This window comes from Massilia varians, from assembly GCF_027923905.1.
GTDB classification, from domain to species: domain Bacteria; phylum Pseudomonadota; class Gammaproteobacteria; order Burkholderiales; family Burkholderiaceae_D; genus Telluria; species Telluria varians_B.
Window position 1 is genome coordinate 4458785 of the sequence record NZ_AP026966.1, and the last position, 13573, is coordinate 4472357.

General features: G+C 67.8%; 12 protein-coding genes. 9 read left to right on the plus strand and 3 right to left on the minus strand.

The window, feature by feature from the left end:
• Positions 1-176 precede the first annotated feature (176 nt).
• A complete protein-coding gene (locus MasN3_RS20120; protein WP_281909647.1) occupies positions 177-1415 on the plus strand; it encodes a putative Na+/H+ antiporter in 1239 nt (412 codons plus the stop codon).
• Positions 1416-1428: 13 nt separating this feature from the next.
• Positions 1429-1845: a type VII toxin-antitoxin system HepT family RNase toxin gene (gene hepT / locus MasN3_RS20125; RefSeq protein WP_281909648.1), complete on the plus strand. Its 417-nt coding sequence runs from the start codon at positions 1429-1431 to the stop codon at positions 1843-1845.
• Here hepT and MasN3_RS20130 read toward each other — a convergent pair whose 3' ends face one another.
• Entirely contained in the window at positions 1846-2934 is a 1089-nt protein-coding gene (locus MasN3_RS20130; protein ID WP_281909649.1) for an endonuclease/exonuclease/phosphatase family protein, read from the minus strand. It abuts the gene before it with no gap.
• Between the two features lie 223 nt (positions 2935-3157).
• Here MasN3_RS20130 and MasN3_RS20135 point away from each other — a divergent pair, with 223 nt between their 5' ends.
• Positions 3158-3310, plus strand: coding sequence for a hypothetical protein (locus MasN3_RS20135; RefSeq protein WP_281909650.1), 153 nt, complete (start codon positions 3158-3160; stop codon positions 3308-3310).
• Here the strand turns inward: MasN3_RS20135 and MasN3_RS20140 are convergent.
• Positions 3307-4335, minus strand: a complete 1029-nt coding sequence (locus tag MasN3_RS20140) for an NADP-dependent oxidoreductase (protein WP_281909652.1) — start codon at positions 4333-4335, stop codon at positions 3307-3309. The two genes, MasN3_RS20135 and MasN3_RS20140, sit on opposite strands and share 4 nt — an antisense overlap.
• 208 nt (positions 4336-4543) lie before the next feature.
• Between MasN3_RS20140 and MasN3_RS20145 the strand changes: the two genes are divergently transcribed.
• Both MasN3_RS20145 and MasN3_RS20150 read left to right on the plus strand, forming a co-directional pair.
• Positions 4544-5008: a hypothetical protein gene (locus MasN3_RS20145; protein WP_281909656.1), complete on the plus strand. Its 465-nt coding sequence runs from the start codon at positions 4544-4546 to the stop codon at positions 5006-5008.
• A gap of 3 nt (positions 5009-5011) precedes the next feature.
• Positions 5012-5923, plus strand: a complete 912-nt coding sequence (locus MasN3_RS20150) for a DUF2145 domain-containing protein (RefSeq protein WP_281909659.1) — start codon at positions 5012-5014, stop codon at positions 5921-5923.
• A 175-nt stretch (positions 5924-6098) separates the two neighbouring features.
• On the opposite strand, the gene MasN3_RS20155 is transcribed toward MasN3_RS20150, so the two are convergent.
• Complete coding sequence (locus MasN3_RS20155; protein WP_281909661.1) at positions 6099-6347, minus strand: hypothetical protein; 249 nt, start codon at positions 6345-6347, stop codon at positions 6099-6101.
• Positions 6348-6659: 312 nt separating this feature from the next.
• On the opposite strand from MasN3_RS20155, the gene MasN3_RS20160 reads away from it, so the two are divergent.
• From MasN3_RS20160 to MasN3_RS20175, 4 genes are all read left to right on the plus strand, one after another.
• Positions 6660-8177, plus strand: coding sequence for a BCCT family transporter (locus tag MasN3_RS20160; RefSeq protein WP_281909664.1), 1518 nt, complete (start codon positions 6660-6662; stop codon positions 8175-8177).
• 132 nt (positions 8178-8309) lie between these two features.
• On the plus strand, positions 8310-8918 hold the full coding sequence (locus MasN3_RS20165) for a DUF2760 domain-containing protein (RefSeq protein ID WP_281909667.1): 609 nt from the start codon (positions 8310-8312) through the stop codon (positions 8916-8918).
• A complete protein-coding gene (locus MasN3_RS20170; RefSeq protein ID WP_281909670.1) occupies positions 8915-10759 on the plus strand; it encodes an Hsp70 family protein in 1845 nt (614 codons plus the stop codon). Before MasN3_RS20165 ends, MasN3_RS20170 begins: the two co-directional genes overlap by 4 nt.
• Positions 10760-10766: 7 nt before the next feature.
• Complete coding sequence (locus MasN3_RS20175; RefSeq protein WP_281909672.1) at positions 10767-13571, plus strand: Hsp70 family protein; 2805 nt, start codon at positions 10767-10769, stop codon at positions 13569-13571.
• The last annotated feature ends 2 nt before the right edge of the window (positions 13572-13573 follow it).

Genomic DNA, 13573 nt, shown 5'->3' on the forward strand with positions numbered 1-13573 from the left:
ATGTATTCATTTCGGCCATACCAGTCGGGTGATTGGTATTGACAGAAATTAAAGGTGTGCTCTGCCTGGAAAACCGCGCCGGCCAGGCGAATCATGAAATAATGGTAGCTTGTTTATTTACGCGTAGACAGTGCTCAGATAATCGCGCTGTCTCACGCACGCCACGGAAACCATCCTTGAATACGCTCCAGCTTACCGGCGCCATCCTGTTCGCCATCGCCCTCGTTCACACCTTTTCCACCAAGCTGTTTCATTCCCTGGCCAAGCGCCACCCGCGCCATGCCGGGCTGTTCCACCTGCTGGGCGAGGTCGAGGTGGTGTTCGGCTTCTGGGCCTTCGTGCTGATCCTCGCCATGGCCCTGCTGGCCGGCGGCAGCGAAGCAATTGCCTATGCCGAATCGCGCCAGTACACCGAACCGCTGTTCGTGTTCGTGGTGATGGTGATCGCAGCTTCGCAGCCGGTGCTCGACGCCGTGCGCGACCTGCTGGCCCTGCTGGCGCGGCTGGCGCCGGTGCGCACCGAGGTGGCCCTGTGCTGGCTCGGCCTGGCGCTGGTGCCCCTCTCCGGCTCCCTGATCACCGAGCCGGCCGCGATGACCCTGGCCGCCCTGATGCTCGCCCCGCAGGTATTCCGGCCCGGCGTCCCCGAATGGCTCAAGTACGGCGCGATCGGCGTCCTGTTCGTGAACGTCTCGATCGGCGGCACCCTCACCTCCTACGCCGCGCCGCCGGTGCTGATGGTGGCCGGCACCTGGGGCTGGGACAGCGCCTTCATGGCCTCCACCTTCGGCTGGCGCGCCGCGCTGGCGGTGATGTTCAACGCCACCGTCATTACCCTGCTGCTGCGCCGCCACCTGACGCCGGGCAACGTGGTCGAGGACGTGCAGCTGCCCTGGGTCGTCTCCATCGTCCACCTGGCCTTGCTGGCCGGGGTGGTGCTGCTGGCCCACCATCCGGTGCTGTTCGTCGGCCTGTTCCTGCTCTTCCTCGGCTATACCCAGGCCTATCCGAAGCACCAGTCGCGCCTGATCATCAAGGAAGGCCTGCTGGTCGGCTTTTTCCTGGCCGGGCTCGTCGTGCTGGGCGGCATGCAGCAGTGGTGGCTGCAGCCCCTGGTGTCGAGCCTGGAGCCGACCGCGCTGTTCTTCGGCGCGCTGGCCCTGACGGCAATCACCGATAATGCGGCACTGACCTACCTCGGTTCGCTGATCGCGGGTTTGTCCGATCACGCCAAGTACATGCTGGTGGCCGGCGCGGTCGCCGGCGGCGGCCTGACCGTCATCGCCAACGCACCGAATCCGGCCGGCGCCGCGCTGCTGCGCGACGGCTTCGAGGACGGCTCGATCGGCATGGGCGGGCTATTTCTGGGGGCGCTGGGGCCGACCTGCGTGGCGGCGGCGCTGTTCCTGATCTGATGGAGGAGAAAAGATGGACGATGACATCCTGGTTCAGAAGGCCGGCACCATCGAACGCTGCTGCCGGCGCGCGCGCGAGGAATACGAAAAGGACCCGACCACCTTCGTGAGCGACCTCACGCGCCAGGACGCGGCCACCCTCAACGTCATCCGCGCCTGGGAAGCCGCCATCGAGATGGGCGACTACGTGATCGGCAACGCCCGGCTCGGCCTGCCGCACGACGAGCGCGAAGTCATCACCCTGCTGGCCGAACACGGCTGGATCTCCCCCACCCTGGCCGAAGACCTCAAGCGCACCGGCGAATTCTGTCGTGCCGAATGGGATTATCAGGAAGCGCCGCTGCCGGCGCTGGTGACCATCCTCAAGCGCGGGCTGGACGATTTCACGGCCTATGCCCGTGCACTGGTGAGCGGCGCGTCGAGCGCCTGATCAGGCCTGCGGCTCGTGCACGTCTGACACTTCCACATCTTCCTCGGCGATCTTCTCGTCCGCCAGTTGCTGATCCTCTTCGTCCGCCACCAGGCCCTCCTGGCTGGCGCCGCGCGCGCTGTCATAGGTGAGCTCGACCAGCATCGGGAAATGGTCCGAGCCGAAAGAAGGCAGGCGCTCGATGTGCGAGAGCGTGAAATGCTCGCTGTGGAACAGGTGGTCGAGCGGCCAGCGGGCAAACCAGAAGCCGGCATGGAAGGTATTGAACATGCCGCGCCCGATGCGCGGATCGAGCAGGCCGCTGATCTTGCGGAACAGCCGGGTCGTGGTCGACCACGCCACGTCGTTCAGGTCGCCCGCGACGATCACCGGCGTCTCCAGGCCGGCTTCGGCCACGCTCTTTGCCACCACCAGCAGTTCGGCGTCGCGCTGGGTCGATTCCATGTGTTCCGTCGGGCTGGGCGGCGTCGGATGCAGGAAATGCATGCGCACCTTGTGCCCGGAAGGCAGGATGACCAGGGTATGGATCGACGGGATGTCGTCCTCGACCAGGAACTGGAGGGCACTGTCTTTCAGCAGCAGCTTCGAATAGACGTGCATGCCGTACAGGTTATCGAGCGGACACTTGATGGCATAGGGGTAGTCCTTCTCTAATACGTCCAGCCTTTCCTGCCACCACGCATCGGTTTCCAGCGTGACGAAGATGTCGGGCTGGTGCTGGCGGATCAGCGCGATCAAGCCTTCGGCATTCCGGTTCGGCATCAAGACATTGGCCGTCAGGATACGGAACTGGCGGTTCGCGCCACCCGTCACCGCGTTCTTCACCTCATGGGGATAGGCCTTGGTGTACGGCATGATCCACCATGCCTGATAGACGAGACAGGCGGCATTGGCTACCAGCAACAAATGGAAATTGCTGTCGCGCCAGTCCAGAAACACGAACTGCCCGACCAGGACGGCGAGCGACAGGATGGCCAGTTGCAGGCGTGGAAAATCCAGGTCGCGGATCCACCATCCCGTGCATCGCAACATGGGCAGCAGCGTCGCGAGGACGATCACGGCAACCAGGGTTACGAAAGTCGGCAGCATGGTCTCTCGAAGGCGGCAAGTAACTCATCACAAAACTGAGGCTTGCAGTATGCGCCTTTTCTGACACAGCCATCTGTACGTTAGCGTGCACAAGCGGCAAGATAATCGGCGTGCCGCCAGCCCTGCGCCCCATGAATGCCCGAAGTTTGCGCACAACGCTTGCAAATCCCGCCGCCGAACCTATCTTTGAGCTTGAGGGCGACATTCGGGTCGCAAGCCAGGCATGAATATCATCAGGCAAGTGCAGGAAGCGGACAAACGCGTCCGCGGCAGGAAGACGAAGTCCAGGCTCAACCTGTATCCGCTGCTGGGCATCGTGCTGGCCATCGTACTTGCCGTACTGACATACGGCAGCCTGTTCGCCTTCCTCTTCTAAAGCGGCGCGACTTCGATCACCAGCTTGCCGAAATTGCGCCCCTGCAGCAAGTCGATGAAGGCTGCCGGCGCCTGCTCCAGGCCCTCGACGATGTCTTCGCGGTAGCGCAGCCGGCCGTCGCGCACCCACTCCTGCGCCTGCTGCAGGAAGGCGGGACGCAGGTCGGCAAACTCGCGCTGGATGAAGCCGCGGATGTTCAGGCTCTTCTTCAGCACGTCGCGCATGAGCAGGGCCAGCCGGTCGGTACCTGGCCCGGCCTGCGGCAAGGCGTTGTACTGGGCGATCAGGCCGCAGACCGGCACCCGGGCAAAGTCGTTCAGCAGCGGGAACACCGCATCCCATACCTTGCCGCCGACGTTCTCGAAATACACATCGATGCCTTGCGGGCAGGCGCTCGCCAGCTGCTGTGCGAAATCGGGCGCGCGGTGGTCGACCACGGCGTCGAAACCCAGCTCGTCGCGCACGAAGGCGCATTTGTCGGGACCGCCCGCGATGCCGACCGCACGCGCACCCTGGATGCAGGCGATCTGTCCCACCGCCGAACCGACCGCGCCGCTGGCCGCGGCCACTACCACGGTCTCGCCCGGCCGGGGGCGGCCGATCTGCAGCAGGCCCGCCCAGGCGGTAAAGCCCGGCATGCCCAGCACGCCGAGCGCCGTGCTGGGCGCCGCCGCCGCCGGGTCCAGCTTGTGCAGCCCGGCCCCATCGGACAGCGCGTAGCGCTGCCAGCCCGAGTGCGACAGCACGATGTCGCCCACCGCGTAATCCGGGTGCCGCGAGACCAGCACGCGCGCGACGGTGCCGCCTTCCATGACGGCGCCGAGCGCGATCGGTTCCGCATACGATTTCGCATCGTCCATCCGGCCGCGCATGTAAGGGTCGAGCGACAGGTACAGGATTTCCAGCAGCAGCTGACCCTCGGCGGGAACGGGGCAAGGCTCCTCCACGATCCGGAAGTTGTCCGGCCGCGGCAGGCCATCGGGACGGGAAGCGAGCAGGACCCGCTGGTTGATTGCTGGTGTCATCGTCGGCATCCTCGGGAAAAATAGTGAACAGGCCATCCTACGCCGGATTAGAAAATTTTTCCGGAACGAGCCTTCAGCACAAAGCCCACATTCTCGTCGGCGATTACAAGAACTTACAGAAAACCGACGGCGGTCGCCTTCTCAAGGGTTCGCCGCACTTGTACCATAGCCGTCATTTCCGTTTCATTACTCTACATTGAACAGCCCCATGACCTCCACCACCCTGTCCCGCGCGCTGTGCCTGGCCGCCTTCGCCGCCGCCTGCGCCGCCCCCGTCCACGCCACCAGCTTCACCTCGTCCGCCTCCAGCGCGGGCTCGGCCTCGTCGGGCAGCATTTCCGATTCGATCGGCGCCTCCAGCAACAGCTCGAGCGGCGACGACCGCGTGGCGGCGGGCGCATACCGCGTGATCGACATCGCCCAGGCGCCGGGCAAGCTCGACACCACCCGCCTGACCCTGCGTGCGCTCGCCGCCGGCCCAGTGCGCGAATTCACCCTCGACGTCCCGAACCGCGCGCTGGCCGAACGCGGCGTCGGCAAGGGCGAACTGGTGCAGGTCAGCGAACGTGTGTACGGCTTCGACTTCGCCCACGCCGACACCAAACGCTCGTTCTTCCTGGCGCTGCAGGACGACTGGTACCGCGACCTGGCTTCGCGTAAGGTCACCATCTGATCCATGTTCGGTAAGTTCGCCGCCGCGCTCCTGCTGGGCGCGAGCGCGGCCGCGCAGGCCGGGCTGCCGGCCTTCTGCCAGCAATCGATCGACATCGGCGCCGCCGAGCAGGACCGCGTGCTGCGCTTCGCCGGCGCGGTCAAGAACGAGCTGGAACGTTCAGGAGCGCGCGTTGCCCTCATCGCACGCGCCGGCCTCGACCTGAGCCGCTTCGGCCAGCTGTATTCGCACGCCGGCATCGCCCTGCGCGACAATCCCGGCGGTCCCTGGGCCGTGCGCCAGCTCTATTACGCCTGCGACGAATCGCGCCCGCGCCTGTTCGACCAGGGCGTGGCCGGCTTCGCGCTGGGGGCCGACGCGCCCACGCGCGGCCATATCTCGCTGGTCTTCCCACCTGACGAAGACGCCGCCCTGCTCGAAGGCGCGGCGCTGGACAAGCGCCTCGCTCTGGCCCTGCTGGGCGGGGAATACAGCGCCAACGCCTATGCCTACGGCACCCGCTACCAGAACTGCAACGGCTGGGTGGCCGAGTTGCTTGCCAGCGCCTGGGGAGGCGCGCATGCGCGCCCCGATGGCGGCGCCGGCGCCCACCCGCGCGAACACGCGCAGGACTGGCTGCGGGCGCAGGGCTATACCGCCGGCCCGGTCCGGATTCCCTCGCACTGGCTGATGTTCGCCGGGCAGTTCGTGCCCCTGGTGCACATGAACGACCACCCGCTCGACGACATCCACGCGCTCGCGCTGCACACCAGCGTGCCGGCGTCCATCGAAGCCTTCGTGCGCCGCCGGGCGCCGGAAGCGCGCCGCGTCGAGCTGTGCCATACGCAGGACCGCATCGTGGTGCGGCGCGGCTGGGAGCCGCTGGGCGCCGCCTGCGAGCCGGCGGCGGGCGACGAGGTCATTCCACTGGACTGAGAATCCGCCTCTTCCACACTTCCACATGAGGGTCAGGTCTGACATTTAGACACGGACTCGAGCGTTACCTTGTCGTATTGCTCAGCACGTGTCCGAATGTCAGACCTGACCCCGGTGTATGCGCTCAACAAAAAGCCCTGCTCGTGGCAGGGCTCTTTGCAGAAACTGGTAGGGCTTACTTGGCGGCTTCGGCCAGCTTGCGCAGCACGGCGGGCGATACCGAATCGCGGCCGCGGCTGAGCTGGTAGAGGGACCAGAGATCGCCGCCGCTGTTGTGGGCGGTGATGGGAGCCGGGGTAAGGAAGAGGCTGCGGACGAAATTGATGATGGTGGCCATGATGATATTTCCTGAGGTCGCTTTGGGATGACTCCAGTATGCGTCCTTTAAGATAGAAATCAAATTGAGATCCATGATGATCGTCATTCACCGATCATCTATCTTCCAACACATGATTATTTGCTCACACATTTGTGCAAATGCATTGTGTGTTACACTCCAGCCCGCCGGTCGAGGCCGGCGTCAATATCCCTCTCACCAGTAGGTGCCATAGCGTAGCGACAGTCTCGCCGTGATTGGTTCATACTGAACGCCTGTCATGCAGGCGATCCGTCAAGGTCAAGGTGGCAGTGCACGCCCGGCATACCGATGCCCAGGCGGCTGCTTCGCCGACCCTGCCTGCGGCCCTGCCCGTCCCTCCCTGTGGGCGGCGCCCGCACGCATCAATAAGGAGAACTCATGCAATTGCTCTGCTCTGCGGGCTTTATTTTTCTGATCGTCCTATGGGGCATTATTGCCCCGACCAACATGGCCTCCGTCTTTTCGGAGATGCTTGCCGCACTCACCCGCAACTTCGGCTGGTTCTACCTGTGGGTCGTGCTGGCCCTGGTCCTGTTCGCCGCCTTCGTCGCCTTCAGCCGCTACGGCGACCTCAAGCTCGGCGGCGAAGACGACGAGCCGGAATTCACGGTGGGCAGCTGGTTCTCCATGCTGTTCGCCGCCGGCATGGGCATCGGCCTGGTGTTCTGGGGCGTGGCCGAACCCATCTCGCACTACATGACCGCGCCGCCCGGCGTCACGGCCGGCACGCCGGAAGCGGCCAACGCCGCCATGCGCTACGTGTTCTTCCACTGGGGTATTCACCCCTGGGCCGTGTACAGCGTGGTGGCGCTGGCGATCGCCTTCTTCCAGTACCGGCGCGGCGGCAACTCCCTGATCAGCACCGTCACCAGCTCGCTGCCCTGGCGCCCGATCCGCGCCATGTCCGGCCTGTTTAACGGCCTGGCGATCGTGGCCACCGCCTTCGGCGTCGCCGCCTCGCTCGGCGTCGGCGCGCTGCAGATCAACAGCGGCCTGAACGCGGTGTTCGGGGTCGCGATCAGCCCCACCGCGCAAGTCGTCATCATCATCGTGACCGCCGCCATGTTCATCACCTCCGCCGTGAGCGGCGTGGAAAAGGGCATCAAGCTGCTATCGAATACCAACATGATCATGGCCGCCCTGCTCGCTCTTGCCGTCTTCCTGCTCGGCCCCACGGTGGCGATCATCGACACCTTCAGCAATACCCTGGGCAGCTACGCCAGCGAGCTGGTCCGGATGAGCCTGCGCTCGACGCCTTTCCGCGACAGCAGCTGGGTCGGCAACTGGACCATCTTCTACTGGGCCTGGTGGATCTCGTGGTCGCCGTTCGTCGGCCTGTTCATCGCGCGCGTCTCGCGCGGCCGCACCATCCGCGAATTCATCCTCGGCACGGTGCTGGCGCCCTCGCTGGCGGCCTTCATCTGGTTCTCGATCTTCGGCGGCACCGCGCTCTACCTGGAGATCTGGCAGCACGTTCCGCTGGCCGAAGCCGTCAAGGCCGACCTGGCCACGGCCCTGTTCGCGCTGTTCGACGCCATGCCCTTCGGCCAGATCATGTCGGTGGTGGCCACGCTGCTGGTGGTGATCTTCTTCGTCACCTCGGGCGACTCGGCGGTGCTGGTGCTGGGCATGATGAGCCAGGACGGCAATCCCAACCCGACCACCCGCGTCAAGCTGGTCTGGGGTGCCCTGATCGCCGGCATTGCCATCAGCCTGCTGCTGGCGGGCGGCATCGACGCCGTGCAGACCGCCACCATCCTGTTCGCCCTGCCCTTTGCGCTGGTGATCGTGCTGATGGTCATTGCGCTATGGCGGGCGCTGCGCGACGACTGGGAGGAAGAAGACCGACGCGAACGCGCCCTGCGGCGCAAGATGCGCGAGATGGCGGCGCGCTAGCCGCCTGGCGAGGCGGGGACTTGAGGACGCGCGTGCCTGGGCTGTGGCCAAACTGGTATCATGCGCGTTTTCCGGACCCTGGCCCGCACTTTTTCGGCGGCGCGCCCGTCCCCACCCTACAGAACATCAAGAATGAACACTCAGCCTCCATTGCCTGGTTTCTTCGGCCGGCTTTCGATCGCCTTCGGCAGCTTCTTCAAATCGCTCGGCGATGCCGAGTTCGCCGCGCGCGTGCGCGATGACGGCGTAGGCCCTGCCGTGGTTCCCACCCCGGCGCCAACGCCTGCCCCGACGCCTGCGCCGACGCACCCACCCACCATGGCGCCCACGCCGGCGCCAACGCCTGCGCCGCTGCGCGCCCCGAGCGCCGAGTCGGCCCTGCAACTATTAAGCCTGCTCCAGCGCGAAGCCCGCCTGATCGACTTCACCCAAGAAAACCTGAGCGCCTATTCGGACGCCGACATCGGCGCCGCCGCCCGCGTCGTGCACGAAGGCTGCGCGCGCGTGCTGCGCGAGCACTTCACCATCGAGCCGGTGCGCAGCGAAGCCGAGGGCGCCCGCGTCACGCTGGAAGAAGGCTTCGACGCCGCCAGCGTGCGCCTGACCGGCAACGTGGTCGGCCAGGCGCCGTTCAAGGGCACCCTGTCGCACCGCGGCTGGCGTGCTACCAAGGTCCAGCTGCCGCAGCTGGCCGAGAAGCACGACGCGCGCGTGCTGGCCCCGGCGGAGGTGGAACTGTGAGCGATCCACGCTACGCCATCGGCATCGACCTGGGCACCACCCACAGCGCCCTCTCGTATGTCGACCTGCAGGCCAGCGACGGCGAAAAGACCGTCGACGGCGTGCTGCCCGTTCCCCAGCTGAGCGGGCCGGGCACCGTCGAGGCGCTGCCGCTGCTGCCCTCCTTCCTCTACCTGCCGCACCCGGACGAACTGGCCGCGGGCGAAACGGCGCTGCCCTGGAGCGCCGGCGGAGAAGGCTTCATCGCCGGCGAAATGGCGAGGAGCCGCGGCGCCACCACCCCGATCCGCCTGGTGTCCTCGGCCAAGAGCTGGCTGAGCCACCCGAGCGTGGACCGCCGCGCCGCCATCCTGCCGCACGACGCGCCGGAAGAAGTCACGCGCGTATCGCCGCTCGAAGCCTCCACCCGCTACCTGGCGCACCTGCGCCAGGCCTGGAACGCCGCCCACCCGGACGCGCCCTTCGACCAGCAGCAGGTCACCGTCACGATTCCCGCTTCGTTCGACCCGGGCGCGCGCGAACTCACCGCCGAAGCGGCGCGCAACGCCGGCATCAACCCGACCCTGCTGGAAGAGCCGCAGGCGGCCCTGTACAGCTGGATCCAGGGAAGCAAGGGCAGCTGGCGCAAGCAGGTCAAGGCCGGCGACATCGTGCTGGTCGTGGACGTGGGCGGCGGCACCAGCGACTTCTCGCTGATCGCCATCCTCGAACGCGACGGCAAGCTGGAGCCGCACCGCGTGGCCGTGGGCGACCACATCCTGCTGGGCGGCGACAACATGGACCTGGCCCTGGCCCACTTCGTGGCGCGCAAGCTCCAGGCGAACGGCACCCAGCTCGATGCCTGGCAGATGCGCGCCCTCACCTACGGCTGCCGCAGCGCCAAGGAACACCTGCTGGCCGACGCCGACGCCAGCGTGTGGCCGATCGTGGTGCCGAGCCGCGGCTCGAAGCTCATCGGCGGCTCGATCCGCACCGAACTCACGCGCGACGAAGTGACCGCCTTCATCACCGACGGCTTCTTCCCGCGGGTGGAAGCGTCCGCACGTCCCGCCACCCGTACCCGCGCCGGCCTGACCCAGGTCGGCCTGCCCTACGCGCAGGATGCCGCGATCACGAAGCACCTGGCGGCCTTCCTGGCGCGCCAGGTCGGCGCCACCGCCGAGCTGGAAGGCTTCGGCGGCAGCGTGAATCCGGACCATAGCTTCCTGCACCCGAGCGCGGTGCTGTTCAACGGCGGCGCGTTCAAGTCGAACATCCTGGCCCAGCGCGTGATGGACACCATCAACGACTGGCTCTACATGGAAGGCGCCGAACCGGCGCGCATGCTCGAAGGCGCCGACCTGGACCTGGCGGTGGCGCGCGGCGCGGCCTACTTCAGCTACGCGCGGCGCGGCGGCGGCGTGCGCATCCGCGGCGGCACGGCCCGTTCCTACTACGTCGGCGTGGAATCCTCGATGCCCGCCATCCCCGGCATGGAGCCGCCGATCGAGGCCCTGTGCGTGGCGCCTTTCGGCATGGAAGAAGGCAGCGAACTCGAACTGCCGGGCCAGGAATTCGGCCTGGTCGTGGGCGAGCCGGTCACCTTCCGCTTCTTCGGCTCCACCACGCGCCGCCAGGACCGCATCGGCGAGGTACTCGAGTTCTGGGGCCCGGACGAGCTGCAGGAGATGAACGAAATCCAGGCCACCCTGCCGGCGGAAGGACGCGTGGCGGGCGACGTGGTGCAGGTCAGGCTGCACGCGCTGGCAACCGATGCGGGCACCCTGGAACTGGCCGCGGTGTCGCGCGAAGGCCAGCGCTGGAAGATCGAGTTCGACGTCCGCGCCGCGAACGAGCAGTGAAGCTTCAGTGACGTCTTACCTCGTCAGCATCGACCTGGGCACCACCAACACGGTGCTCGCCTACGCCCTGCCCGGCGCGGGGCAGGTCGAGCTGCTGGCGATCGATCAACTGGTGGCGCCCGGCGAAGTGGGAAGCAGTTCCCTGCTGCCCTCGATGCGCTACCACCCCGCCGAGGGCGAACTCGCTCCCGGCGAACTCCAGCTTCCCTGGCTCCAGCAGGATCCGGCCGGCGTCGAGCGCGTCGCCCTGGGCCGCCTGGCGCGCCTGCTCGGCGCGCAAACGCCGGGGCGGCTGGTGGCCAGCGCCAAGAGCTGGCTGTCGCATGCCGGCGTGGACCGCATGGCCGCCATCCTGCCCTGGGGCGCCGAGGATGCCGACGTGGCGAAAGTGTCGCCGGTCGCCGCCAGCGCCAGCTACCTGGCGCACCTGCGCGCGGCCTGGAACGCGCGCTTCCCCGCGGCGCCGCTGGAGCGCCAGCAGATCGTCCTCACCGTGCCCGCTTCCTTCGACGAAGGCGCACGCGCGCTCACGCTCGAAGCGGCCCGCATGGCCGGCCTGCCCGCGCTGCGCCTGCTGGAAGAACCCCAGGCCGCCCTTTACGACTGGCTGTACCGCCACCGCGCCAGCCTAGCCCGGGACCTGGCGAGCACCCGCCTGGTGCTGGTGGCCGACGTCGGCGGCGGCACCACCGACTTCAGCCTGGTCAAGGTCGACGTGGACGGCGATGGCCAGCCGAGGCTGACCCGCATCGGGGTCGGCAACCATCTGATCCTGGGCGGCGACAACATGGACCTGGCGCTGGCGCACCTGGCCGAGTCGCGCCTTGGCAATACCGAGCGCCTGTCGGCCGGCCGGCTGGCCCAACTGACCGAGCGCTGCCGCGCGGCCAAGGAGCAGCTGCTGGCGCCGGACGCCCCGGAACAGGTGACGGTGACCCTGCTCGGTTCCGGTTCGCGCCTGATCGGCGCCAGCCGCTCGGCCACGCTCACGCGCGAAGACGTGCAAAGCATCGTCCTCGACGGTTTCTTCCCGTCCAACGAAGCGCAGGAGCCGGCGAAACGGGCGCGCAGCGGCATCGTTGAATTCGGCCTGCCCTATGCGAGCGACCCGGCCATCACGCGCCACCTGGCCGGCTTCCTGCGCCAGCATGCGCAGGCGGCGCGCGAAGCATTGGGCCTGGAAGACGACGGCAGCCTTCCGGTGCCCGACACCCTGCTGCTCAACGGCGGCGTATTCCGCGGCGCGGCGCTGGCCGAGCGCCTGGCCGGCGTGCTCGCGCACTGGCGCCGCGCGCCGGTCACGGTGCTGCACAACGCGGACCCGGACGTGGCCGTTGCACGCGGCGGCGTCGCCTACTCGCTGGCGCGCGCCGGCCAGGCGCCGCGCATCGAAAGCGGCTCGGCGCGCAACTACTACCTGCTGCTCGACGCCCAACAGTCGGGAGACACGCTGCGCGCGGTCTGCCTGCTGCCGCGCGGCGCGCCCGCCGGCGAAGAGGTGCGCCTGGAAGGCCGCAGCTTCGCCCTGCGCCTGGGACGGCCGGTGCGCTTCCACCTGGTGTCCATGACCGCCGACCCGGGCGGCATCCTGCCGCGGCCGGGCGACCTGCTCGACCTGCCCGTGAGCGACATCGTGCGCCTGCCCGCCATCTCGACGGTCCTGCGCAGCAGGCGCAGCACCGACATCCCGGTGCAGCTGGCCACGGTGCTGCTCGAAGTCGGCACGCTGGAAGTCTCCTGCGTCGCCGAGGAGGACGCCTCCCAGCGCTGGCGCCTCGAATTCCAGCTGCGCGGGCAAGAGGAGGAAGAAGCGCCCGAGGACGTGTCGCTGCCGCCGGAGCTGATTGACGCGGTCGCGCGCATCGACCGCATCTTCGGCAACCGTTCGCAGCAGGTCGACCCGCGCGAGGTGCGCCAGCTGCGCGCCTCGCTCGAACACCTGCTCGGTGGACGCGAACGCTGGACCACGCCGCTGCTGCGCCGCCTGTTCGACGCCCTGCTGGCGCGCGCCAAGGGCCGCCGCCGCTCCGCCGAGCACGAACGCGTGTGGCTGAACCTGGCCGGCTACTGCCTGCGTCCCGGCTTCGGCCACCCGCTCGACGAATGGCGCATCGAGCAGCTGTGGGGGATGTTCGAGACTGGGGTCCAATACCACAAGGACAGCCAGGTGCGCGCCGAATGGTGGACGCTGTGGCGGCGCGTGGCCGGCGGCCTTTCGCTCGATGCGCAACTGCGCCTGCTCGACGATTTCGCCTTCAACCTGCAGGCCGACGAAGCCGAGCGTGGCCGCCGTCCGGTGACGCTGGTGGACGGCAGCGAGGACGACATGCTGCGCGTCGGCGCCTCGCTGGAGCGCATCCCGTCCGCCTACAAGGCCGAGATCGGCGACTGGCTGATGGGGCAGATCATGCAGATGCCGGGCGGCGCCAGGATCGACGCGCGCGCCGCGGCGCGCTACGGACGCTACCTGTGGGCGCTGGGCCGCGTCGGTGCGCGCCAGTCCTTCCACGGCGCCGCCCACGAGGTGGCGCCCAGCGCCTCCGCCGAAGCCTGGCTCGGCCAGCTCCTGCAGCTCGACTGGAAAAAGATCGAGCCGGCCGGCTTTGCCGCCGCCCATATCGCCCGCATGACCGGCGACCGCTCGCGCGACATCGGCCAGGCGGTGCGCGACGAGGTGCTGCGGCGCCTGTCGTCCAGCGGGGCGCCGTCCAGCTGGTCGGCCATGGTGCGCGAGGTGGTCGAACTCGACCAGGCGGTCGAGACGCGCATGCTGGGCGATGCGCTGCCGCCGGGCCTCAAGCTGCTGCGCTGACC

Bases quoted from the DNA above. Each gene is read 5' to 3' on its own strand.
- MasN3_RS20145 (WP_281909656.1), top strand. From the start codon at position 4,544: ATGACCTCCACCACCCTGTCCCGCGCGCTGTGCCTGGCCGCCTTCGCC.
- hepT (WP_281909648.1), top strand. From the start codon at position 1,429: ATGGACGATGACATCCTGGTTCAGAAGGCCGGCACCATCGAACGCTGC.
- MasN3_RS20150 (WP_281909659.1), top strand. From the start codon at position 5,012: ATGTTCGGTAAGTTCGCCGCCGCGCTCCTGCTGGGCGCGAGCGCGGCC.
- MasN3_RS20165 (WP_281909667.1), top strand. From the start codon at position 8,310: ATGAACACTCAGCCTCCATTGCCTGGTTTCTTCGGCCGGCTTTCGATC.
- MasN3_RS20130 (WP_281909649.1), bottom strand. From the start codon at position 2,934: ATGCTGCCGACTTTCGTAACCCTGGTTGCCGTGATCGTCCTCGCGACG.
- MasN3_RS20160 (WP_281909664.1), top strand. From the start codon at position 6,660: ATGCAATTGCTCTGCTCTGCGGGCTTTATTTTTCTGATCGTCCTATGG.
- MasN3_RS20135 (WP_281909650.1), top strand. From the start codon at position 3,158: ATGAATATCATCAGGCAAGTGCAGGAAGCGGACAAACGCGTCCGCGGC.
- MasN3_RS20140 (WP_281909652.1), bottom strand. From the start codon at position 4,335: ATGACACCAGCAATCAACCAGCGGGTCCTGCTCGCTTCCCGTCCCGAT.
- MasN3_RS20155 (WP_281909661.1), bottom strand. From the start codon at position 6,347: ATGACGATCATCATGGATCTCAATTTGATTTCTATCTTAAAGGACGCA.